17 protein-coding genes and 5 tRNA genes are annotated in these 25477 nt (G+C 43.1%); 2 read left to right on the top strand and 20 right to left on the bottom strand.

Annotated elements, in window-relative coordinates:
- Positions 1-16: 16 nt before the first annotated feature.
- The 4 genes from rhaD to BQ7394_RS10245 all read right to left on the bottom strand — a co-directional run bounded on the left by rhaD (position 17) and on the right by BQ7394_RS10245 (position 4901).
- Positions 17-817, bottom strand: coding sequence for a rhamnulose-1-phosphate aldolase (gene rhaD, locus BQ7394_RS10260; protein ID WP_075557352.1), 801 nt, complete (start codon positions 815-817; stop codon positions 17-19).
- A gap of 306 nt (positions 818-1123) precedes the next feature.
- The gene (gene rhaT, locus BQ7394_RS10255; RefSeq protein WP_075557351.1) at positions 1124-2152 is read right to left on the bottom strand and encodes an L-rhamnose/proton symporter RhaT; all 1029 of its coding nucleotides are present in this window, start codon (positions 2150-2152) and stop codon (positions 1124-1126) included.
- 4 nt (positions 2153-2156) lie between these two features.
- Positions 2157-3413: an L-rhamnose isomerase gene (locus BQ7394_RS10250; RefSeq protein WP_075557350.1), complete on the bottom strand. Its 1257-nt coding sequence runs from the start codon at positions 3411-3413 to the stop codon at positions 2157-2159.
- Positions 3414-3425: 12 nt separating this feature from the next.
- The gene (locus tag BQ7394_RS10245) at positions 3426-4901 is read right to left on the bottom strand and encodes a rhamnulokinase (protein ID WP_075557349.1); all 1476 of its coding nucleotides are present in this window, start codon (positions 4899-4901) and stop codon (positions 3426-3428) included.
- A 94-nt stretch (positions 4902-4995) separates the two neighbouring features.
- On the opposite strand from BQ7394_RS10245, the gene BQ7394_RS10240 reads away from it, so the two are divergent.
- Positions 4996-5883, top strand: coding sequence for an AraC family transcriptional regulator (locus BQ7394_RS10240; RefSeq protein WP_075559967.1), 888 nt, complete (start codon positions 4996-4998; stop codon positions 5881-5883).
- Positions 5884-5885: 2 nt separating this feature from the next.
- On the opposite strand, the gene BQ7394_RS10235 is transcribed toward BQ7394_RS10240, so the two are convergent.
- The 7 genes from BQ7394_RS10235 to BQ7394_RS10205 all read right to left on the bottom strand — a co-directional run bounded on the left by BQ7394_RS10235 (position 5886) and on the right by BQ7394_RS10205 (position 14226).
- A complete protein-coding gene (locus BQ7394_RS10235; RefSeq protein ID WP_235848828.1) occupies positions 5886-7700 on the bottom strand; it encodes a glycoside hydrolase family 127 protein in 1815 nt (604 codons plus the stop codon).
- Between the two features lie 233 nt (positions 7701-7933).
- Positions 7934-10351, bottom strand: coding sequence for a TonB-dependent receptor (locus BQ7394_RS10230; protein WP_075557347.1), 2418 nt, complete (start codon positions 10349-10351; stop codon positions 7934-7936).
- Between the two features lie 71 nt (positions 10352-10422).
- Entirely contained in the window at positions 10423-11451 is a 1029-nt protein-coding gene (gene msrB / locus BQ7394_RS10225) for a peptide-methionine (R)-S-oxide reductase MsrB (RefSeq protein ID WP_075559966.1), read from the bottom strand.
- Between the two features lie 199 nt (positions 11452-11650).
- A tRNA-Ser gene (locus tag BQ7394_RS10220) sits at positions 11651-11738 on the bottom strand.
- Between the two features lie 68 nt (positions 11739-11806).
- Positions 11807-11891, bottom strand: a tRNA-Ser gene (locus BQ7394_RS10215).
- A gap of 192 nt (positions 11892-12083) precedes the next feature.
- Positions 12084-13049 carry a helix-turn-helix domain-containing protein gene (locus BQ7394_RS10210; protein ID WP_075557346.1) on the bottom strand — a complete coding sequence of 322 codons (966 nt, stop codon included), beginning with the start codon at positions 13047-13049 and terminating at the stop codon, positions 12084-12086.
- A gap of 211 nt (positions 13050-13260) precedes the next feature.
- Positions 13261-14226 (bottom strand): hypothetical protein, encoded by a 966-nt coding sequence (locus BQ7394_RS10205; protein ID WP_075557345.1) that lies wholly within the window; start codon positions 14224-14226, stop codon positions 13261-13263.
- Between the two features lie 754 nt (positions 14227-14980).
- Between BQ7394_RS10205 and BQ7394_RS10200 the strand changes: the two genes are divergently transcribed.
- The gene (locus BQ7394_RS10200; protein WP_075557344.1) at positions 14981-15505 is read left to right on the top strand and encodes a TlpA family protein disulfide reductase; all 525 of its coding nucleotides are present in this window, start codon (positions 14981-14983) and stop codon (positions 15503-15505) included.
- A 78-nt stretch (positions 15506-15583) separates the two neighbouring features.
- Here the strand turns inward: BQ7394_RS10200 and BQ7394_RS10195 are convergent.
- The 9 genes from BQ7394_RS10195 to BQ7394_RS10155 form a co-directional block, all read right to left on the bottom strand.
- Positions 15584-15670, bottom strand: a tRNA-Leu gene (locus BQ7394_RS10195).
- A gap of 3 nt (positions 15671-15673) precedes the next feature.
- Positions 15674-15758, bottom strand: a tRNA-Leu gene (locus BQ7394_RS10190).
- 49 nt (positions 15759-15807) lie between these two features.
- Positions 15808-15880, bottom strand: a tRNA-Gly gene (locus BQ7394_RS10185).
- 137 nt (positions 15881-16017) lie between these two features.
- Entirely contained in the window at positions 16018-16839 is an 822-nt protein-coding gene (locus BQ7394_RS10180; protein ID WP_075559965.1) for a purine nucleoside phosphorylase I, inosine and guanosine-specific, read from the bottom strand.
- A gap of 48 nt (positions 16840-16887) precedes the next feature.
- Positions 16888-18144 carry an amidohydrolase gene (locus tag BQ7394_RS10175; protein ID WP_075557343.1) on the bottom strand — a complete coding sequence of 419 codons (1257 nt, stop codon included), beginning with the start codon at positions 18142-18144 and terminating at the stop codon, positions 16888-16890.
- On the bottom strand, positions 18141-19451 hold the full coding sequence (locus BQ7394_RS10170; RefSeq protein WP_075557342.1) for a DEAD/DEAH box helicase: 1311 nt from the start codon (positions 19449-19451) through the stop codon (positions 18141-18143). Before BQ7394_RS10170 ends, BQ7394_RS10175 begins: the two co-directional genes overlap by 4 nt.
- Complete coding sequence (locus BQ7394_RS10165) at positions 19448-20803, bottom strand: dipeptidase (protein ID WP_075557341.1); 1356 nt, start codon at positions 20801-20803, stop codon at positions 19448-19450. The genes BQ7394_RS10170 and BQ7394_RS10165 overlap by 4 nt, the downstream gene beginning before the upstream one ends.
- Positions 20804-20930: 127 nt before the next feature.
- The gene (locus tag BQ7394_RS10160; RefSeq protein WP_075557340.1) at positions 20931-22292 is read right to left on the bottom strand and encodes an efflux transporter outer membrane subunit; all 1362 of its coding nucleotides are present in this window, start codon (positions 22290-22292) and stop codon (positions 20931-20933) included.
- A gap of 2 nt (positions 22293-22294) precedes the next feature.
- Positions 22295-25471: an efflux RND transporter permease subunit gene (locus BQ7394_RS10155; protein ID WP_075557339.1), complete on the bottom strand. Its 3177-nt coding sequence runs from the start codon at positions 25469-25471 to the stop codon at positions 22295-22297.
- Between the last annotated feature and the right edge of the window lie 6 nt (positions 25472-25477).

Raw genomic sequence — 25477 nt, 5'->3', positions numbered from 1 at the left:
TTCGATTATCATTTGTTTATAATCCAAAAGCTGGAACGAGATCGTCCAGTTGCTGGTCGGTCATTCCTATCGGTTCATATCCGGCCATACGGGCACTGATATAAATCTGGGCTGATTTACTCAGTGTATCGATAGCATCGAAGCATTCGATCAGGTCTTCACCCACTGCCAGGATTCCGTGTTTTTCCCAGAATACGACATCATGCTTTTCGAGTTGCCGGATCGTGGCATGTGCCAGTTCGATCGTTCCGGGGATTTCATAAGGAACAATCCCTACCCCTTTCGGCACAATGATACGACACTCGGGAATCATACTCCATAAAGTACGGGTTATTACCTTCGAATCGAGAAAAGGTTTGCAATGCGTCATACCGATCAGTTCGGTCGGATGTGTATGCAGAACGACTCTGTTGTCGCGTCCCAACGAACGAAGATAATTATGCATCATCAGGTGAGAAGGCAATTCTGATGTCGGCCTGACAGGTTGTTCGGCAATGATATCATAGCTTTTCCCATCGGCTGCTATACGTATCAGCGCACCGTTGGCAAAGGGATCTTGTGCCACATAACGCATGCGTTTACCTGTTCCGGTAACATAAAATACATTTCCACCGAGAGAGGTCATAGCTTCCTGCAATTCGATAGCCGGAGCCAGTGCCGGCAATGCCATTTCTTCGTCAGTCAGCAAACCGGTCAGGTTCACAGAGATATTCCCGCCGTTACGTTCGGCCCATCCTTTAGTCCAAAGATAACCGGCCACTTCGGCGATACGTCCTATTTCAGCCATCAGAGGGCTGTTGTTTCTAATTGTTGTCATTTTTTACTTGATATATTTTAAAAAATCATCTTAAGTTTATTGTTCTCAGACCGTACAAGGCCTCCGGAGTTATGAAAACAATCGTTTTTTAGCTCCGAAAGGATTGAAAGTATTGCCAACGATCGTTTTTACTATTTCCTGAGCCTTGGGAGTGTTGCCAACGATCGTTTTTATCATTCACAAGTCCTCGGAAGTGTTGCCAACGATCTCTTTTATCGTTTACAAGCCTCCGGCAGTGTTGCCAATGATCATTTTTGCCACTCACAAGCCTTCGGGAGTATTGCCAACGATCGTTTTTGTTATTTATTATCCTAATAAGTTAGGTAATAACAATGAAAATATCAGGATACACATCCCGGATATTAAAACAATGATCGTTTTCCTGCTGACACCTTTCCATTCGTTCAATACGATTCCCCACATATTACTGAATATGACATTCAGCGACATCAGGATACTCCACGAGAAGGCAAGCATGACGGGTGAGTCTGCAAAATAGCTTTTCCCCATCCCCAATCCGAAGAACTGCGAATACCACAGGACACCAGCCAACGCACAAAATAAGACATTATTCAGTAATATCTTTCCTGTAACGGAGAAATAATCCTTTCCTGATTTATTTTTTATATTCTGGAACAGGCAATATACGGCATTCGTCAGGAAACCACCCATTGTAACCAAAAGGATTACCGGATTAAGTGCAAACAGTTCGCTGGAACCGGAAGCTTTTACCTTTTCCAGTATCGGAGTTCCGGACTCAAGCCCCAGGTTAAAACAGGCACTCATCACACCCGCCAACAGCGCAACCAGTAACCCTTTTGTCAGGGCAAAATCTTTCACTGCCGCCTTCTTCTCCTCGTCTGTCATGTTCCGGGCTCGCAGGCTACCGGCATAACCGATCACTGCGATACCAGCCAACGTTACGCAAACACCCAGTAAAAGGATCAATCCGTCACCATGAAATAAATCCGTTCCTCCGAATACTGCCGGAAAAAGCGTACCGAAACCGGCACAGGTACCAAGTGCAATACTTTGTCCCAACGCGATTCCCAGATAACGCATGCTAAGGCCGAAGGTCAAACCTCCGACTCCCCACAACATTCCGTAGATCAAAGCACCGGTACTACCTCCGGCGCTCCACAACTCTGTCAAGCTCTGTCCTTCAGGAATAGCCAGTTGTGCCCCCAGATACGGGAAGACGAGCCAGGCAAAGATACCCTGTATCAGCCAAAAGCTTTCCCAGCTCCAGTTCTTCACCTTATTGATCGGCACATACGAACTGCTTTGTCCCAGGCTACCGACGGCTATGATTAATAAACCTATTAGTATATTCATGAAATTATCGTTTGCTTGTTACCTGCGCTTCATATTTTTCTATTTCGCCGATATAGTCTTCACCTACAGGTACATCGTTTTTCAGACAGAACATATCCCATACGGCATTCCATGGAAGGCTCTTCAATTCTTCCTGCAAGGCCAGGCGTTCAAATAATTTATCTTCAGCTTCATACTGTTGCAGCGTGGCAGACGGTTCGAGCAAAGCTTGTAAGAATGCTTTTTGGGTGGCACGGCATCCGATCACATAAGCTCCGATCCGGTTGATCGTTGCATCGAAATAATCAAGGCCGATATGTACACGATCCAACGCATTGCAACGGATTATCTCGCGGGAAAGATCCAACAAATCATCACTAAGGATAACTACATGGTCGCTATCCCAACGGATCGGACGACTTACATGAAGCATGATCTCCGGAGTAAACAACAACATCGACGAAATCTTGTCGGCAATACTTTCCGTCAGATGGAAATGACCAGTATCCAATGTAACGATCTTGTTGTTCTTCGCGCCATACCCCAGGTAGAAATCATACGAACCTACTGTATAACTTTCCAGGCCGATACCGAACAGTTTAGCTTCGATACAGTCCTTCATATTTTTATAGTCGGTTGCAAATATCTCGTCCAACGAATCCTTCAATAACTGACGATATTGGATACGGCTGGCCGGCACCTCTTTCGAACCGTCATGTATCCACAGGTTCATCATACAAGGATCATTCTGGAATTCACCCATCGCTTCACTGACGGCACGGCAACGTTTCGTATGTTCGATCCAGAAATCACGGATCGACTTGTCCGGATTTGCTAATGTCAGGTTCCCACTCTTCGGATGCGAGAAAGAAGTAGAGTTGAAATCGAGTTTCATATTATTTTCTTTCCCCCATTCCATCCAACTTTGGAAATGAGCCGGCTCCACTTCATCACGGTCAACTTTCTTTCCGCCGAAGTCACCGTATATCTCATGCAGGTTCAATCGATGAGTACCAGGAATAAAAGAGTTTGCTTTCAACACATCGGCACGCAACTCGTCTATATTCCGGGCTTTACCGGGATAATTACCTGTCACCTGTATACCTCCCGAAAGCGATCCATCCGGGTTTTCAAAGCCTGTCACATCATCCGCCTGCCAGCAATGAAGCGATAGGCTGATTTTTTGTAACTTCTCCAATGCACTGTTTACATCGACATTCAAGGCTGCATAACGTGCTGCCGCCAACTCAAAGGCTTGTTTTACATTTTTTTCTGTGTTCATGATATTCGTTTTTTATTGTTTTACTATCTGAATATATCGTTCATACACTTCTTTCCAAATCGATTCATCCTGTGGCATGAATGTTTCCGTTTGGATAGAATCGGCTATCAACCGGCGCATTTCCCAGCGGGTAGAGACAATACCTGCTGAACGTGCCTGGATCATTGCGTTTCCAATAGCAGTAGCTTCCGACGGCCCGGCTATTACCGGCATGCCGATCGCATTCGCTGTAAATTGATTTAATAAAGCATTTTTTGAACCTCCTCCTATCACATGCAGACGGTCGATACGGAAAGGAGCCATCTCTTTCAGCATCCGGATCACTTCATTATAACGAAGTGCCAGACTTTCGAAAATACAACGGATAAACTCGGCATCCGTTACCGGTATTGATTGCCCTGTTTCTTCACAATACTCCACAATAGCTTTAGTCATACAGGATGGATTAGCAAAACGGGGATCATCCGGATTAACGAAGCGTACAAAAGGTACTGCCTGCTCGGCCATCTGTACGATCTGCGGATACGTATAAGTACGACCGGCCTTTTCCCATTCCTTCCGACATTGTTCCAACAGCCACATACCCGTAATATTCTTCAGAAACCGGATCGTACCTTCAATACCACCTTCGTTCGTGAAATTATTTTCGTATGATTCTTTTGTAATTATAGGTTCTTCCGATTCGATCCCCATCAAGCTCCAGGTACCACTACTTAAATAAGCAAAATGTATATCCTGAGCAGGAACAGCAGCTACTGCCGATGCCGTATCGTGGCCTGCCACAGCAATCACAGGAACTTTGCCGACACCGGTCTCTTCAGCTAGTGCATCTGTCAGTTCGCCTACAAGTGTTCCGGGTAATACCACCTGCCGCACGATAGAAGGCGATACCCCCGCAGCTTCCAGCAAGGAGGCTTCAAATTGTCGGGTAACCGGATTCAATAGTTGGGAAGTAGAAGCATCAGTATATTCACAGACTTTGTTACCCGTTAATAGATAAGATAATAGATCAGGTATGAAAAGTATTTCTTTAGCATTTTTCAAAGGAGCATATTCCTCCTGTCGGGCGCAGTAAAGCTGAAAAAGACTATTAAAGTTCATAATTTGAATCCCGGTCAGACGATATACCTCTTCCCGTGAAACCAGCCGAAAATAGTCCTCCGGTGCCCCTTCCGTATACGGATCACGGTAAGCCCGGGGTAATCCCAATAAAGAGCCGTCCGAGGCCAGATAACCAAAATCGACACCCCAGGTATCGATACCGATCGAATCGGGTACGATATGTTGCTGTGCACAAAGAGAAAGGCTTTTCTTTAGTTCTTCATACAGACTATATATATTCCAGTAGTATTTCCCATGTAATTCGAGCAGGTTATTTGGGAAACGGTGAATCTCCCGCATTTCAAATTTGCCATTAATTAGTACTACCAGGACAGCTCGTCCGCTGGTTGCACCTATATCAAACGCTAAAAAGGTATGTTTCTTCATGATATAACAAAGTTATTTGTTTATTGATAGCAAAAGTATATGGTTAATTACTATATTTGCTTACGAAAATGATTTTAAACCTTTCAATTCTGACATGAATAAACACATCAGCGACCAACTGCGTTATCTGACTATCGGAGCATCAGACGAAGACTGGGGAATTATTGTCACCACCATCGGTTATCAATTTATCCCTCCTAAAGGTCAGTATCCGTTATCCTGCCATCCGGATAGCTATAATTTTAAACCGCAGACAGGACGTATCCTTAACGAATACCAGCTTGTCTATATAACGAAAGGAAGCGGCTACTTCTCCTCCCAGTCCTGCAAAATGCAAAAAATAAATGCCGGTACCATGATCCTGCTTTTCCCGGGTGAATGGCATAGCTATTATCCGGATAAAGACACAGGATGGGATGAATATTGGGTCGGATTTCGTGGTATACATATAGACAAACGAGTGGAAAAGCGTTTCTTCACAAAAGAAGAACCGCTTCATAAAATCGGATTAAGTGCCACTATTGTAGGGTTATATGAAGATATATTAAAGTTTGCCTCACAGGAGAAATCGGGATATCAACAGATGATATCCAGTATCGTACTCCATATATTAGGAACGGTTTATTATAAGAAAAAGAATAGTTCGTTTACGAATACATACGTAGTAGACAAGATCAACGAAGCCCGCATCCTGATGAAAGAGCAGATCGAAAACCCGATGTCGCCGGAAGAGATTGCTTCACAATTAGGATTAGGTTATTCCTGGTTCCGCCGTATGTTTAAAGAATATACTGGCGTCTCACCTGCCCAATACCAGTTGCAACAAAAGCTCCTCCGTGCCAAAGAACTTCTTACGGGAAGTAACCTGAATATCTCCGAGATCGCATATAACCTGAAATTTGAGAATGCAGGCCAGTTCTCTACCTTCTTTAAAAAGAAAGAGGGCGTAACGCCCTCCGAGTTTAGGGAAAGGGCACATTAATATTAATACGGTTTATAAGGAGCATGCATCACATTCAATGTCCTGGGCAGCCATACACGGTAACGTTGTGACTTGTCCCAGGTATTGCCTGCCGATGCAAAATCACAGAAATGAATAGGACGTGCAACACTATTGCCTTCCAGATCGGTTCCTAAGATCAGTGGTGCCGTAAATGTCATCCACGCAAAATCAGGCGCTTTGACCGGGGTTAGCTCCACATAGCCATCTTTACTTACGACAACTGTCGTTTCATCTATAAACCCATCATTAAAACGGCTGTCGCGCGCCAGCACCAAAGGCCCCCGTACAATGGCCTGTGCCTGGTTCATCTCCACCAAACGAGCACGCAGGTCTAACCGGACTGTAATCTTATCTCCCGCTTTCCATTTCCGGGTTATAGGCAGATAAGCTCCTTGCAATACATCTTCTACCGATTCTCCATTAACCTGAACCGTAGCCAGACGACTCCACGCCGGAATGCGCAATGCAATCGTAAACGAACTCTCTTTTGCCAACTCCACCTGAAGTATTATTTCATCCGCAACCGGATAATCTGTTACCTGTCTTAGCTTTACATTCTTTTTCCCTGGCAACATTATCTCCGCTTCCGATTCTCCGTAGAAATTTACCCGGATGCAATCATCCTTCACCTGATAGGCAAATTGCGGTATCATGGCAAATGCCCGTGGTCCATTCGCATTACAACAATTGATATGCATGCCACACTGCTCTTCTCCTTCATGACGACAACCTTCCAGGGGACTATATTTGGCTATCTGTGAAGCATCGGCTTTCAGGGATGCCATTAAAGCGTTATAGATGGCGCTTTCCATGTAATCTGCATAGAGGGAATTTCCGGTCATTTGTAACAAACGGTTACATAGCTGCATCCATGTAAAAGTTACACAGGTTTCCATCGTATGGTAAGTAGGGATTGTCTGACGTACTTTCCCACTATACCAACATTCAAATGCACTCCCCGACCCGGCTATATTAATCTCCTCCCGTACAATATGCCCTACCGTTTTTTCCACAACAGACAGATAAAGTGGATTACCCGTCACTTTATATAGTTCCAATAAACCTTCGTAGCATGACATCATCTCATAGGCTTTCTGCCCGTTTTCACGTGAAAACCATACTTTAGGATGTGGAAAACGGCTAGCGACAGGAATATCGGCAATCGCCTTGCTGATCAATTGCGGACCTTCCGGCGTTTCCCATTGTTCCACTATATACTTCGCATAATCCAGATAACGTGTTTCTTTTGTCCGGTTATACAAATACATGACCGGCTCCAGAATAGAGGAACTAGGCATTCCTATATAATTACCCGTCGAGACTATATTCACTTTGTCGGGCCCTACCTGTGTCATCAAATGATCCACGACACGACAGGCAGCATTCAATGCTTTCTTATCGCCGGAAAGATCATACCAGGCGATCAATCCCAGCGTGGTATATTTCCTACCCCATATATCCCATTGCTGTAACTGTGCATCCGGTGCATAATTACCGATATATCCGTCCATCGTCTGGGTTTTCATCAACGATTCAGCCGCATCTTTTATGATCTGATAAAGTTCCGGGTCTTGATTATAGCGATAAGAAGCGATCGCACCCTGTATCCATTTTCCCCAGAACTCCGATTGCCAGCGCGATTTTTCTTCCCGGTGTCGGAATGGTTCTACCAGATGATCGACATCCTGTGTTTTCACACGATGTTCGATACAATCGTCGATACGCTCTCCGACATAGCCGGATATCGTGACATGTGTTACAGATGATTGGGTAGGGACCTGTGCCCAGGCAGACATAGTCGCCACACTTAACAGAAAAGAAGGGATAACTAATTTTGCTTTCATAATAACCGATCTAAGAATGGATGAAAGCAAAAATAGATATCCCTCTATTTTTCAAACTTATAAAAATGACAAAATATGTTTCAAATTTGATAGAGCTATTCTGTAGATAATATATACTGATACAGTATACATACTACTTCTCCTTTTATTATTGTTCAATATAACAAAAGAGAAGCAGGTTTGTATTAATGATTCGTCCCTTCAAAGAGGTCGTGATCTTCCTTCTTTTGCGAAGACTTTGCTTTAAAGTTATTGAAGGTGTAACTTAACGTCAGAGTGATAAGCGGGTAATTCGGACGGATGCGGGTAATCGATTGTAAGTCGGATGTGGTGATCTTACTTACATAACGGGCCGAGTTGAACACGTCACGAAAAGCCAGTGTAGCCGAAAGTTTACGTTTCATCAACTGCTGACGGACCGCCAGATTGACATACCAGAAAGCATCTGTACGTCCCTGCGTGGTTACGGAAGGCCCCACGAAGTTTCCATCCAGTTGGATACGGGTGGATTTACCCAGATCGAAAGCATTGTTCCAGATAATATCGTAGTTGGTACTTTTTTCGTTCGTACCGTTCAACTTATACTGGTTCTTTACCTTATAATGATACAGGCTACCGTTCAGATTCACATTCCACCAACGGGTCAACTGTACCTGGCCGCTCAGTTCCAGCCCGGTTGAATAGTCGTGACCGACATTGGCCATAGAGTCGAGCGTTACACCTGCCTCATAAGGGACACGCAGACGTTCAATCTTGTCTTTACGGCTACGATGGAACACTGTGGCGGAAACGGTATGTTCGCCTATATTCTTCTTATAGTTGAGTTCAAAGGAGTTAATGTATTCGGAACGGATATCCGGGTTACCGATCTCCGCAGAGTAGTAATCGCGATAGGTAATATAAGGTTCCATAAAGAAAAGCTCCGGTCGCGTGATACGACGTGAATAGGAAGCCATCAGTTTATGATCTTTCGGGAAAGTATATCCTAAATGGACCGAAGGAAAGAATTCGAACTTATTATATTCACGGTCTTTGCCGGGGATGGAGCTGCGAAGCACACGATGCGTATGTTCCCCTCTTACTCCAGCCTGAAAGTCGAATGATTTATAACTATCGCCCACAATAGCATAGATCGAATTGATCTCGTGCTGGAAATAGAAGGTATTATAAATATCGTCGCGCCAGTAGAATTCTTTTTTCTCCGGACTCCAGAACTGCATGCTGTAATCGCCATCCTCCAGATAAGAAAAATATTGGTAACCGGCTTCGATATGTCCGGTTTTGCTGTACGGATAGATGTAATCAAGGTTTCCACGCACCGTCCAACGATGTTCGTCCTCCCAGGCCCGGTGACCTTGCTCGCGCTCATTCTTTTTATTGAACAGGTCGCTCTGGAAATACTCCATGGCATTACCACCATATTTGAGGTAAAAGCTGCCGGTCAGTTGGTGACCTTTATCATTGAATTTATGATCGAAACCTACGTTTCCCTGGAAATATGTTTCGTGGAGATCGTAATCGTCGCGACTATAATAATCGCCGTTGGCAAAAGGTTTATTATTGACGACACGTTCTTCGGTATAATCCAGGTCTCCTTTGCGGGTACGTCCACCGTAGCCACCTTCCAGATCTACATTGAAGGTTGTGTTCGGTAATGTATACATCCAGCCGGCTTTCAGAGAATAGTTGAAGTTATTACTTTCGCGTGGACCGTTGGAATGTGATGTCGTTGCTGTATCGGCTACGATCGTTGTCTTTTCCTGATCGAAATGGCTCTTACGCAAACGGTCGGTCCATCCACCGCCGAAATACAGACGGGAAGCTTTGTTCTGTTGGGTTAGTAAGAAGTCTACCCCCCGGGAGAGAAAAGTACTTCCAGTCAGGTTGACCATACCGCTGAACCCATGTTGTGCATGCTTCTTTGTAATGATATTGATGATACCCACATCGCCTCCCGTATCATGCCGGGCAGAGGGGGTTGTGATAATCTCTATGTTTTCAATATGTCCGGAAGGTATTTGTTCCAAAGCCTGCGTACCACTGAACACACTTGGCTTTCCGTCCACATAAACTGTAAATCCGGTACTTCCGCGGAAGGATACTTCCCCTTCTGCATCTACACGAATAGACGGTGTATTCTCCAGGATATCGACAGCCGTACCGCCGCTTGCCAGCATATTCGACGAAGCTTCGATCACTTTCTTATCCAGTTTGTATATCACCTGCTTCTTTTGGGCCACCACTTCAACCTCTGCCAGGCCTACTTCCAGCGGATTCATGGCAATCGTACCCAGATCGACCACTGAAGACGAAGAGGATAAGACAATATCCAGCCGGGTAAACAGGTCGTAACCTACCAGACGGATCATCAGGTTATATTCACCGTTTTTTATATCTGCAATTCCAAAGCTACCATCCACATCGGGCAAAGCATGGAACACAGGATTGGTATCTCCTTTCTTAAAAAGAAGAACATCTGCAAAATCTAATGGCTTATTGGTCCCGGCATCCACAATTTTTCCCTTAATACGGGATATGGGAGCGGCAGTTGCAGACAGAGAAACACACAATAAGGTCACAATGAGATAAAAACACTTCTTCATTTCTTCACATCAGTCATTTGTTAACAAGTCACGAAGATAGTATTTTCATCACTTCTTTGCAATTATTCAGGCTATTTATCTAATAAATGGAGATATTTGCCATATCCCTCCTCTTCCATTTTATCTTTGGGAATAAACCGCAGGGAAGCACTATTAATGCAATAGCGTAATCCACCCAGTTCGGACGGACCATCGGTAAACACATGTCCCAAGTGAGCATCGCCTGTATAACTGCGCACCTCTACTCGTGTCATTCCATGGGATTTATCCAGGTTTTCTTTTATCAGATTCTTGTCGATTGGTTTAGAAAAGCTGGGCCAACCGCAACCGGAGTCGAATTTATCGGTAGATATAAACAAAGGTTCTCCTGTGGTAATATCGACATAAATACCTTCTCGGAATTCATTCCAGTATTCGTTACGGAAAGGATGTTCGGTTGCATTCTTTTGGGTTACGGCATACTGTTCGTCGGATAATCTCTTACGCAAAGTGGCATCATCCGGTTTTTGGTAAGTAACCCCTTTGACTACATTGGCATTCGCTTTTTTGGCATATTCAAACAATGACGGATCGATATGACAATATCCTCCCGGGTTTTTATCCAAGTAATCCTGATGATATCCCTCCGCTTTATAGAAATTAGACAAAGGCTCCACTTCAACTACAATCGGTTTCTTATAATTTACGGACAAATCTTTTATTGCCTGCACTATTATTGGCAGATTATTATTGTCAGTATAGTAAATTCCAGTACGGTATTGTGTCCCTCGATCACCTCCCTGGCGATTCAGGCTGGTCGGATCGATCGTCTTAAAATACAGGTCTATCAAAAGTGCAAGGTCTACTTCCTGTGGATCATAACTTACTTTTACGGTTTCAGCAAAACCTGTATCACCTGTACAAACTTGCTGATAGGTCGGATTTGTCGTATGACCGTTGGCATAACCCACTTCTGTACTTTTCACACCGTTGATCTGTTTCATGAAATGCTCTGTACCCCAGAAACAACCTCCTGCAAAGTATATCTCACTTAGATTCTTCATTAACATATCATTTTGTTTATTTGATTTTTTACTTGTTTCATTTTGTGCATTACACATAAATACACCACTTATCATTAATACTAGAGCTATAACTACATTCTTCATAAATCTTGAATATATATATGATTTGTATTCCTATTCTCTGAAAAGAATGTTACACACAAATATAAAACAAAAATCAGTCCCGAAAGGTTAACAAACTTCGGATATCTGATAATTTAAAATGGATAAAATGATAAGAATAAAAGGAATTACGCGGAGAGAGCGGGATTCGAACCCGCGAAACCCTTTAGGGGTTTACACGCTTTCCAGGCGTGCCTCTTCAACCACTCGAGCATCTCTCCTTTTGGGAAGGTTGGAGAAGGACATACGGCCCTCCATAAAACAAAAAAGCAGCTTTTATGCTGCTTTGCGGAGAGATAGGGATTCGAACCCCAGGAACCTCTCGGTTCAACGGTTTTCAAGACCGCCGCAATCGACCACTCTGCCATCTCTCCAATAAATCAAAATCAACGCCAAAACCTTTCCCAGTCTTGCTTTTCAATGCCTTGGCCTCTCTTGTTTACGGGTGCAAAAGTAGAGAAAAGAATAATACGTTCCAAATATTTAGGAACTATTTTCTATATTTTTTTCTCTTTCGATTGATACAAAGCGTCTTTATATCATTTAAGTTTCTTATAATCTTGGTATTATAAGTTACTGATCAGTTCGCGTTGCTTTTCAAAGAATAGTATTCGTTGTCTTTCTCCACTTACCGAAATCATAATAGAAGAACGGATCAGAGCACGTAGCCATTTGCGTAACTTATCGTAGGTACCTTCATCAAGTGAAGCTACCGAGCTGAGTATAAAGGTTTTTATCATACTGATATGATAATTTTTCACCTGTACACACCAATAACTGGTGTCAAAATTAACACTCGATATATAAAGAAAAACTTTATTTCCGGTCTCTTCAAAATAGCCATGGGTAGCCAGTACTTCCATTTCATTGAGAAGCTTCAATAACTCTTCTTTCAGCAATCTTACTTCTTCAACTGTAATCAGATGGATGCTCTGAAAATAATTGATATCATTCACCAAATAATGAAAGATCAAGGGATCAAGTATGTAATAAGTATTCCGGATGTATCTCGACTCGTCTACCCCTGCCAGTTGTATTCCTTCAAAACGTTCCGTTACATCAATATCCTGAAAACGCTTTGACTTTCCGGGGCCTCCACACTGATACATCCACTTGAAAAGATAAAAACGGGAGATATACTTATATTTCATGTAAAGTTGTTGCGGAAGGATATTCGTACAATCGATCAGTTCCGATTGCTCATCTTCACGTGCCAAACCAAGTATATCAATATATTGCTCAAGCATTTCGTAATCGATATCGACCGGATTTACAAAGTCTACCAGTTTTAACTGGAACGGTCTGCTTTTTGCTGTTACCGTACCGATCAGATTATCTAAAGAAATTCCGAATTCATTCGCTATTGTGACAATCTCTGCAAATGTAAAAGCAACCTCTCCTCTTAAACGCCTGTAAACAGCTTCCTTTTCGATACACAACAAATCGACCAGTGTATTTACAAGGACTGTTCTCTGGGGGATTTTCTCTCTGACCGCATTGAGTAGATTATCATACAAAAGATCCTTTTTCATGCCACAGAATTATAAGTTTTGATATTAATGGACTCACCGTTTTCTCACGCAAAGATAGATAAGGAACTTATAAAAATGGCCCTTAATAACCTGACAACAGGATAATTGTCATCTAAAAAAAGACTAATAAAACAAGTAGCCTTTGAATTTGGGTGACCCTATAAAATATGGTTCCTTCGTTAATAATATATAACTCTCTTCGCATAAAAGTTTATAAAGTATTTATAATTACACGCTGCTCTTCAAAAAATTGTATGCGTTGCTTTGCACCACTTACGGAAATCATGGTCGACGATCTCAATACTGCCTGAATCCAATTATTTATACGTTCATACGTTTTCTTATCCAGGGAGGCAGCAGCGTTCAAGGTGAATGCCCGAATCAGGCTAACACGAAATTGCTTAACCTCCACACAACGATAGCTGGTATCAAAATTAATATTCGATATATAAAAGAAAATACTGTTGCCTGTTTCAAAGTATTTACCCTGGGCTGCAAGAATTTCCATATCATCCAAAAATAAAAGCAGTTCCTCTTTTAATAATTGCATTTCCTCCTGCTCCAAGAGATTGATACTTAAAAAGTAATTAAGATCATTGGCCAGGTAATGAAATATCAGAGGATCCCATACATAATATGTTTGCCTGATCAATTGAGAGGAGGCAGCGCTCCTTTCCTGTATTTTCAGTAACCGTTCGGTTGGACGAATATCCTTAAAACGCAGGACTACATCAAAATCTTTACACTGATACATCCATTTAAAAAGAAAAAAACGTGCAATCGTTTTATAGTTCAGGTAAAGCGATTGCGGTAAAATACTGGTACAATCCATCACTTTCGAATTAGGATCATCCTTACCCAAATTCAATATATAGATATAATGTTCAAGCATACGATAATCAACGTCTACCGGATCAATATATTCTACCAGCTTCAACTGGAAAGGACGACTGTTAATATAACGTGCCCCCACTATATTATCGAGCGAAATGCCCAGAGAACTCGATATTGTAGCAATCTCGACAAAAGAAAATGCAACCTCGCCACGTAAACGGCGATAGACAGCCTCCTTCTCAATATTCAACAGCTCTGCAAGTGTATTTGCAAGTATGATCCTATTGGGAATCTTTTCCCGTATTGCATTCAGGATAGTATCATATAATAAATCCTTTTTCATAGATCAATCTGTTTTTCCGGATAATCCGGAATGGTTGTCGTTCTTGTTATCACAAATATAACTGTCAGATTCACAGGAAACCAGACTATATAAAAATAAAACAACAGACCATTTTTACATTAAAAAAAATAATATGGCCAGAGATCCGGTTTGTTAATGAATAAGATATAAAAAACAGCCATATTTACATTCAGCATCATTTTATCTATATCAAAACAACTAAAAGAATATAGTTTGTCATTTTCAATGACAGAAATCGTAACATTTGCAAGAAGGCTCCCTAATTCATCAAAATAGGCGGTAAATAAATTCCTACTTTTTTCAGTTTGCTATTTATACATATTTAAATACTTGCTATTGGGTGTCTTTTATCAAAAAGAAGACTATATTTTTACTTTTGAATAAAAGGCGAAAGAACAATGGAACCCTACATAAAATCTCAGACAGGATCATCGAAAACTTGCAGATATATAATCTCTGGGGACAGATGTTATATACCAGTAGCAAGCGGGCATCCTCACCTCAAGTACATGTGAATCCGAATCAATTTTATTTGATCAAAACCATTCTCGGTGGTAAGTAAAAATTGCAAAGATTATCGCGAACTAGTAATTATAAAGCGGTAAAAAGGGGATGCTGCTTTAAAGGACTGTCCATTTTGATAACAGGTTGTGAAATCTACAAAACGGCGGTCCTTTTTCTTTCATAGATTAAAAGACATTGTTTATCTTCGTAAACTAAAATTATACAACACATGAATATCAATAAAACATATCTATTCATATTCTCACTGTCTCTCCTACTTTCTTCCTGTATCAAAGAGGATGGAGACGAAGGCGCCATTAACTACGTCAATATCAACGACCAAGTCCCTCCATTTGTCGTAGAGGATGCTCAAGGGGAAACATTCAACTCTAAACAGTTTCTCGGCAAAGAGTCTTTACTGGTGTTTTTCGGAACATATTGCCCTGACTGCAAAAAGGTATTGCCAGTGATAGAAGAAGTATGGAAAGAACTAAAAGACGACCCTAAATTTTTATTGGTAACGATCTCACGTGAAGAACCAACCGAAACCGTATCCAAATACTGGAAAGACAATCAATTTACAATGCCTTTCTATATAGATCCTACTCATGGTGACGTTTTCTCTCTCTTCGCCAACAATACTATTCCGCGAATATATGTTATTAATCCGGATAACAAAGTTGTCTGGATGTCTGTTGAATCTCTGGATATTTCCGCCAAAGAGTTGATTCAGAAGATCAAAGGATTAAAATAGAAGAGCAACCGTATAAAAACAAAAATGTCCGTAAAATTAATCTCTGCAATTAATTTTACGGACAACTTTTTATAAGAATGGTGCGCGGAATGAGATTCGAACTCACACACCGGAACCGGCACTACCCCCTCAAAGTAGCGTGTCTACCAATTTCACCATCCGCGCCAATGGTGCCCAGAACAGGACTCGAACCTGCACGCCTTGCGACACACGCACCTGAAACGTGCGCGTCTACCAATTCCGCCACCTGGGCATTTCCATTATATAAAAAAGGCGGCCTCTTACCGCTCTTATTATCTGAGAGCGAAAGACGGGATTCGAACCCGCGACCCTAACCTTGGCAAGGTTATGCTCTACCAACTGAGCTACTTTCGCGATAACGGGTGCAAAGATATAGGTATTTTTTTATTTTCCAAAACCGGAAGATACTTTTTTTATACTAATTTTCCCTTCCTCACCCGTTCAAAATCCTATCTTATTTTAATACAGCAACTTCCACTCTGAAAAAAAAATCAGATGCGGGAAACCAATTCACTGAACAAAGTTGTCATAACAGCTGCAGCCTTGTTCGCTGCAACGATTACGTCAGCTCCGTCATTCACAAAATCGTCTGCAAAATGATATCCTTCATTCGTGATAACCGACATTCCGAATACTCTTAATCCGGCGTGGCGCGCTACAATAACTTCAGGGACCGTACTCATACCGATGGCATCCCCTCCTACGCGACCATAAAAAGTATATTCGGAAGGAGTCTCAAAAGACGGGCCGGTCAATCCGACATATACTCCTTTTTTCAAAGAAATAGCGTGCAAATCGGCAATCTCCTCCACCAAACGGACAAATTCGCGATCATAAGCACGGGTCATATCCGGAAAACGAGTTCCGAACAGTTCATTATTCGGACCAATCAGCGGGTTCGGCATCATATTAATATGGTCACGAATGATCATCAGGTCACCCACTTTGAAAGTATTGTTTATTCCACCGGCAGCATTCGACACCAACAGATTCTTAATACCCAGCAACTTCATTACACGAACCGGAAAAGTTACCTGCTGCATGGAATAGCCTTCATAATAATGGAAGCGTCCCTGCATAGCAAGTACCAGCTTTCCGCCTAACTTACCACAGATAAAGTTTCCTTTATGTCCTGCAGCAGTCGAATGCATGAAATGAGGGATTTCGGCATAAGGAATAACAATAGCCTCCTCTATCCGGTCGGCTAAAGATCCTAATCCACTACCCAGAATAATGGCTGTTTCCGGATTCCCGGTAATACGTGCAGCTATAAATGCTGCCGCTTCCTGATATTGTTCGTTCGTATAGTTCATAATCATTTCTATTATCGACATATTGTCAATATTGCCGTATCACATTATTTATCGTTTCATTAAATCATAGGCAGTTTGAGCCGCACGTTCCATGATCTCATCTTCACCTGGTACTTTCTTGTTTTGCATCAGGACTTTTCCATTACAAATAACCGTATCGATACAATTACCATTGGCGGCATACACCAGGTTGGAGATAAAGTTGAAGTTTGGAGTAAATGCCGGTATATTCAAATCGACTAAAGATAAATCGGCAAGATAACCTTCTATTATCCGACCTGCTTTAAGACCCGCAATAACAGCACCACTTTCCGTGGCTGAATGAAAGATATCACCGGCTGTAACAGCTTCCGGATCTTTCCGCCAGGCCTTTCCTAACAAAGAGGCTAACTTCATGGCTTCAACCATATCCAGATTGTTAGAGGAAGAACAACCGTCCGTCCCTAATCCGACTGTAATTCCAGCATTCAGCATTTCATTGTACTTGAAGTGCATACCTGATGCCAGCTTCATATTAGAAGCCGGATTATGGGCAACTTTAACTCCATGATCTGCCAGCATCCTGATTTCATCATTATCGATATAAATACCGTGTGAAATAAGTAATTTGGGAGATAATACACCCAGTTTATACAGATAACGTACCGGTGTCAGTCCGAATTGTTTTACAGAGTTTTCCACTTCTCCTTCCGTTTCCGCCAGATGCAACTGAAGCAAAACATTATGTTCTGTTGCAAAAGCATGTACCCACTGCAGCAATTCACCGGAAACAGTATAAATAGCATGCGGACCGACAGAAAACTGAACACGCGTGCTATATCTGTCCATCTCGTCATAAAGCTTCTGGACAGTCTTTTTACTTTTCTCTGCCAGCTCCGGTTGAAAATGGTCGAAGCAGGCACTGGAGATGTTGGCTCTGATCCCCATTTCTTCCACAGCCTCTGCTGTTGCATGGAACTTATGATACATATCAAAGAATGTGGTTGTCCCGCTTTTTATCATTTCCAGACAAGCTAGTTTGGCTCCCCAATAAACATCCTCTTTTGTCAGCTTGGCTTCGTTAGGCCATATCTTTTCTTCCAGCCAGGGCATCAGCGGCATATCGTCGCCAAAACCACGAAACAAAGTCATTGCAGCATGACCATGTGTATTCACAAAACCGGGAATTACGGCTTTACGACGACCGTCTATAACAGTATCGGCCGTCACAGGAAGGTTTGCACCTATCTGTTTGATGTATTTGTTTTCTATATAAATATCGGTAGCAACTCCATTCTGCTCTACCTCTTTAATCAATATACTCATACAAATTTCGCTTTCATATTCTTTATCTTCTCTTCACGGATACGTGCCAGCAAGTCTGCTTTCTTATCGCGTTTTACTGCCGCATAAGCACAACTTTCCTTTACTTCGACAACGCCGAGATCCTCTTTCTCCAAACCGCCTTTCTGGAAAAGGAAACCGACAACATCCTTTTTACTCAGCTTGTCCCGTTTACCGCGGTTGATCGTCAGTGTCACCCATTCCGAACGAAGAGGCTTCTTGGCTTTCTCCGGCAGGAAAAACTCATCCGGTTCACGGGTGATATATTCAGGGACAGTCTCCACTTCGTTCAGGATCATAAAGGCATTTCCTTCCGCATTCATACGGGCCGTTCGCCCGTTTCGGTGGATAAACGCCTCTTCATTGATCGGGAGATGATAATGAATGACATTCTTCACTTCCGGAATATCCAGTCCACGGGAAGCCAGATCGGTGGAAATAAAGACAGAAGCACTGCCATTACGGAAAAGCAACAAAGCTCGTTCACGTTCCGGCTGTTCCATACCTCCGTGGAAATATTCATTATCCACACCCATCTCGGTCAGGTAATTGCTGACACGTTCCACCGACTCACGCTGGTTACAAAACACCAAAGCCGATTCGCCTTTCAGTTCGCCCAACAGTTTGTACAACGTTTCCAGTTTATCCTTGATCGGAGATTTCACGATACGCAAAGTCAAACCTTTCGCTTCCTTTACACCTGTCAGGAATGACAAACGTACCGGTGCCGTAATACCGGTAAAAGGTGGTATTTCGACAGCTTCCGTTGCCGAAGTCAACACCCTGCGACGCACGCCCGGAAGGTGTGCCAGAATGTCTTTCATCTCATCCTGGAAGCCTAATTCCAGAGACTTATCGAACTCATCCAGAATCAATGTCCGGACAGTATCCAAATCGATATTACCCCGTTCCAGATGGTCGAGAATTCGTCCCGGAGTTCCGATCAATACGGTCGGCGCATGTTCCAGACTCTTCTTTTCCGTCCGGATCGGATGACCGCCGTAACAGCAATTCACCTTGTATCCGGCACCCAGAGAACGGAATACCGTCTCTATCTGTAAAGCCAGTTCACGCGACGGAGCGATGATAAGCGCTTGTATCTTTTTCTCCTCGTCAGTCAATGTAGTAAGTAAAGGCAACAGGAATGCCAGGGTTTTACCTGATCCCGTAGGACTAAGCAAAACCATATCTTTGGTTGTACCGGCATTGAGCACGGCCTGCTGCATTTCATTCAACGCCTCGATACCTGTATTCGATAAGGCACGGGCTACGATCTCATTTTGTGTCATTTGTATTCTTTATAAAATTCGGCAACCGATTCAATCCCTTTATAGAAGAAGTCCAACATGCAACTCTCGTTAGGAGAATGAATAGCGTTCTGTTCGAGTCCGAAGCCCATCAGGACGGTCTTTATGCCTAATACCTGTTCGAAAGTGGAGATAATAGGAATACTTCCTCCACGGCGTACAGCCAGCGGCTTCTTTCCGAAAGCAACCGTACAGGCTCTCTCCGCTGCCTGGTAAGCAGGCAGGTCGATCGGACAAACATAACCCTGTCCACCGTGTTTCGGTGTGACTTTTACCTTAACACAGGCAGGAGCCACTTGGTTTATATAATCTTCGAATAGCTGAGATATTTTCGTATGATCCTGATGCGGAACCAACCGGCAGGAAACTTTTGCATAGGCTTTCGACGGCAACACAGTCTTGCTTCCTTCTTCCGTATAACCACCCCAAATACCACAGATGTCGAATGACGGACGGCAACTGTTCCTTTCCAGTGTCGAATAACCTTTTTCACCGAACAGGGCATCCACACCGATCGCCGCTTTATATTTTTCTTCATTGAACGGGATCTGTGCGATCATCTCCCGTTCTGCCGGAGAAACTTCTTCTACATCATCATAGAATCCGGGGATCGTGATACGTCCGTCGGCATCGATTATATCCGCCATCAGTTTACATAATACATTGATCGGGTTAGCTACTGCCCCACCGAAATGACCGGAATGCAAATCACGGTTAGGCCCCGTCACTTCGATTTCCCAATAGGCCAGACCACGCAAACCGGTTGTCAATGAAGGTGTTTCAGAACTAACCATGCTGGTATCAGATACCAGGATCACATCTGCTTTCAACAATTCTTTATGTTCGCGGCAGAAGGTTTCCAGGCTGGGAGAACCGATCTCTTCTTCTCCTTCAAAGATAAACTTCACGTTACATTTCAGCAGGTCGAGCTTCAATGCTGTCTCAAAACCTTTCACCTGCATCATCGACTGGCCTTTATCATCATCGGCTCCACGCGCCCAGATACGACCATCGCGTATTTCCGGTTCGAACGGCTGGCTTTTCCACAGTTCCAACGGTTCGGCAGGCATTACATCATAATGAGCATAAACAAGTACGGTCTGTGCATCCGGCGAAATGATCTTTTCACCATAAACTACCGGATTTCCTTCTGTCGGCATAACTACCGCTTTGTCTGCACCGGAAGACAACAACAACTCTGTCCACCGCTGGGCACAGGCTGTCATATCCGGTTTATGTTCGTGTTTTGCACTGATTGACGGAATACGGATCAAGCTGAACAGCTCTTCCAGGAAACGATCTTTATTGGATTCTATATACGATTTTACTGTCATAAAACTGGAGATTTAATTTTAAATTTAACGTTTTTATTTAGGGTTACAAGTTTACGAATAAATTACTTAAATCTACCTTTTATTGTCCTATAAAATATATCAGAATGTTAACTTTCCATTCCTATGTTTACTGGAATCTACTACCACCAAGTGCATGGAACAGGTTAATAACCCCTTGTATTTTATCAAATTGATCCTGCGCCTGTACTAATTCCGCATCCAATAAGGACTTTTGTGCAGTCAATACTTCCAGATAATTCGTAGAAGAATATTGCATCAATAACTCCGTTTTATGTACAGCTTCCTGTAAAGCACCAACCTGCTGCTTTCCGATCTCTATCCTTTGTTGGGCAACCTGCCATTGCACCAGAGCATCGTTCACTTCTTTTCCTGCATTCAAAACAGATTGTTGAAATGAAAGAGAGGCCTCTTCCTGCCGCGCTTTCGCCACTTTCAGATTCGCGATATTCGTACCTTTATTAAATAATGGTTGTGCCAACGATCCTACTGCACTCAATAACAAACTACCGGGATTCAGAATCACACCGCTACCGTTATTTGTCCATCCGGCAGTACCGGAAAGCATTATGTTCGGATAAAAAGCTGAACGTGCTGCATTGGTTGAATAAAAAGCCTGCATCAGGTTAAATTCCGCCTGCCATATGTCGGGACGATTAGATAAAAGCTGCAAAGGAACCCCGACCTTTAGTTCTTCCGGAAACAACTGTTCCTCCAGCGTCTTCCGTTCAATCGTTTGTGGTGCCATAGCCAGTAAAACAGACAAACTATTTTCCGTTTCACGGATACTTTTCTGTATGGATAGAATAGAAGCTTCGAGTGCCAAATGATTTGCCTTTGCCTGAAGGATAGCAGTATCATTCGATTCCCCTGCCCGTTTCAATGCTTCCAAAGTCTTTACCGTACGTGACCAGCTTTCCAATGTTTCTTTATTGATTACAAGTTGTCTGTCCAACATCAACAAAGTATAATAACTATTCGCGATGGTAGCCACCAACTGTGTCTGTACAGCCTGTTCATACGCACGGCTTCCTTCAAGTGCAGCTTTCGCTCCTCTTTTCGCATTCGTTACTTTACCGAAAACATCTATTTCCCAGCTTGCCGACAAAGCTAAATTATACGTCTTACCAGGAGCAGAGCCATCGAAGCTGCTAACTCCGCCCTCCGGATTCAACGATAAAGAAGGAAGATAGGAAAGACGGGCATTCATCAGGACAGCTTCGGCTTCCTTCACCCGCAGATGAGCGATATTCAGATCGGTATTATACTCCAATCCCCTTTCGATCAGGTTCTGTAATAAATTATCCGTAAAAAGTTCTTTCCAGGAAAGAGAAGCGACTGTTGTCGTATCTTCCACTGTCATATCCCGATACAGTCCGTCCGTATTGACCTCCGGACGAGAATAAGGTTTATATATCCTGCAACTTGTCATCAGACAGATTGCAAGACTTAAAATAAATAACTGTTTCATACTCACTTTTTCTTTCCTATTTCTTCTAATTCCGTTTGTATAGACCAATCGGCATCTTCCCTGGAGGCTTGTATCGGTCTGACTTTCTCCTGTAGATATTGAAATACAATGAAAAGACCCGGGACAAGGAATAATAAAGCCAACGTTCCGACAAGCATACCGCCTACCGCACCGGACGCCAACGAACGGCTTCCGTTTGCACCTACCCCATGCGCCACCATTAATGGCAACAGGCCAAATACCATTGTCAAAGCCGTCATCAGGATCGGACGCAAACGAACTTTTGCAGCAGCAAGAGCAGCCTGCGTCAGTGACATTCCTGCTTCCCGACGCTTAGTCGCATATTCCGTCAGAAGAATAGCTGTCTTAGCCAGCAATCCGATAAGCATGATTAATCCGGTCTGCATATAAATATCATTCCCCAACCCGAACAACTGGGCAAACAAAAAGCTGCCCAATAATCCGCAAGGCACCGAAAGAATAATTGCGAACGGAATAAGAAAACTCTCATATAAAGCACTTAATATCAAATAAACCAACAAAAGGCAGATACCGAAAATAATAACGACATTGTTAGTCGTCTTGCTTTCTTCACGTGAGATACCTCCGAATTCATATCCATAATTCTTCGGCAACACCTGATCCGCCGTTTCTTTAATGGCCTGTAATGCATCTCCCGAACTGTAACCGTTTGCCGGTGAACCGTTGATCGAGATCGAATTATAGAGGTTGAAACGCATTAAATCCTGCGGGCCATACGTTTTCGTCAACTTCACAAACTGGCTCAGCGGTGCCATTTCCTCACCGACCCTTACATAAAGATGGTTCAGCGACTCCGATGTGACACGATATTCAGGATCTGCCTGGATCATCACACGGTACAATTTAGAGAAACGGTTGAAGTTGGATACATATCCGCCGCTATAATAGCCTGAAAGCGTTTCCAATACTTCACCCGGAGAAATTCCAGATTGTTCGCATTGGGCCGCGTCGATATCTACCCAATACTGTGGATAGTTTGTCTCGAAAGCAGAATAAACGGCTTCAATCTCGGGACGTTGGCTAAGTGCGGCCACAAAATTATCTGTCACTTTCTTGAAAGCGTTCAGATCACCGGCAGTCTTGTCCTGTATGTAAAGTTCAAAACCGCTACCCATACCATAACCAGGGATCATCGGTGGCGTCATAGCAAATATCTGCGCATCCGGAACTTCAGTCGACAAACCATAAATCTTATTCACTACATCGGCAGCAGACTGGCCTTCTTCCTTTCGTTCGTCCCAATGTTTGAGCGAAAGGAAATACATACCCATGGAAGGTCCCGAACCTGAAAATGAATAACCTACCACATTGGCATTGTATTCTACCTCAGGAATCCCTTTAAGTTGTTCGTTCATCTGCTCCATCACCCGTTGAGTCTGAGGCAGAGATGAACCCGGCTTGGAGTTCATGCTGATCATTACGGTTCCCGTATCTTCATCTGGAATCAGTCCTGTCTTGGTATGTTGTACCAGAAAAACAAGTAAAACAAGGGCAGTCACCAATGTGCCCCACATCAGCCAACGACGTTTGACAAACAATAATACCCCTTGTACATAACGTTTGGTCATCACATCAAAAGCTGCATTAAACGCTTTACGGAAACGGGCTGCAAAATTATCCTTTACATTTCCGGATTCATCTATATAAGGAGTCAATAACAAAGCACAGAGTGCCGGAGACAATGTAAAGGCATTGACTGCCGAAATACCGACGGCAACAGCCATTGTTATACCGAATTGGGTATAGAATGCTCCCGAAGTCCCTCCCATCATAGACACAGGTATAAATACAGCCATAAAGATCAAGGTTGAGGTAAGAATAGCCGAAGATACTCCTTTTATTGCATCATTCGTTGCCATATAAGAGGACTGATATCCCACATCGAACCGCGCCTGGACAGCCTCGACCACCACTATCGCATCATCCACCACCGTCCCAATGGCCAATACCAGAGCAAACAATGTCAATAGGTTGATCGAGAACCCGGCTACCGACATAAAGGCGAACGTACCGATAATGGAAACAAAAATTGAAATAGTCGGGATCAACGTAGAACGTATATCCTGCAAAAAGACATATACTACCAGGATTACCAGCAAGATAGCCTCCAACAACGTTTTTATCACCTCATGGATCGAAGCATACAGGAAACGGTTCGTGTCGTTCAGTGTTATAAACTCCATTCCTTTAGGAAGATCACTGCTTATCTCTTCTAGTGTGGCATCGATTTCATTAATGATAATTGAAGCATTCGACCCGGCAGTCTGAAACACCATTGCCAGTGCAGCCGGATGACCATTTACCTCCGTTGCATAATTATAAGCCTCATCTCCCAGTTCAATATCAGCAACCTCACGTAACCGTAACACATCGCCCCCCGGCAAAGAACGTATCACAAGATTACCGAACTCTTCCGGCGTAGAGAAACGTCCACGATACTTCATGGTGTACTGATGGGTATTATCATGATTCTCTCCGAATGCTCCCGTAGCTGCCTCGATATTCTGTTTATCCAATACAGCCGAGATATCTCCCGGAACCAGTTTATACTGTGCCATCTTATCCGGTTTGAGCCAGATACGCATACTATAATTGGAACCGAATTGCATAACCTGCCCTACTCCGGCAATACGCTTGATACGAGGTTCCACATTAATCTTCATATAATTATTGAGAAACTGGCGATCGTAAGCATCGTCCGGTGAGTAAAGAGCAAAAGTCTTCAACTCAGCGTTCTGCTGCTTCATGGTCGTGACACCGATCTTGGTTACTTCGGCAGGCAGCAAACTCAACGCCGTAGAAACACGGTTCTGTACATTCACTGCCGCCATATCTGCGTCGCTTCCTTGTTTGAAAAAGATATTGAGGAACACATCGCCACTATTTGAGGCCGTGGAAGTGATATAGTTCATATTCTCCACCCCATTGATTGCTTCCTCCAACGGAACAATGACACTTTTCTGAACAGTTTCAGCATTGGCTCCCGGATAATTGGTAAAGACCTGGATCGTAGGAGGGGCAATATCGGGATACTGCTCGACAGGTAGTGTAAACAAAGAAATAATACCCATCAGAACAATTGTTATGGAAATAACAATCGATAAGACGGGACGGTCTATAAAATATCTTAGGTTCATACTTTT

Source organism: Parabacteroides timonensis (assembly GCF_900128505.1).
GTDB classification, from domain to species: Bacteria; Bacteroidota; Bacteroidia; order Bacteroidales; family Tannerellaceae; genus Parabacteroides; species Parabacteroides timonensis.
This window is presented reverse-complemented; position numbering and strand designations above follow the sequence as displayed.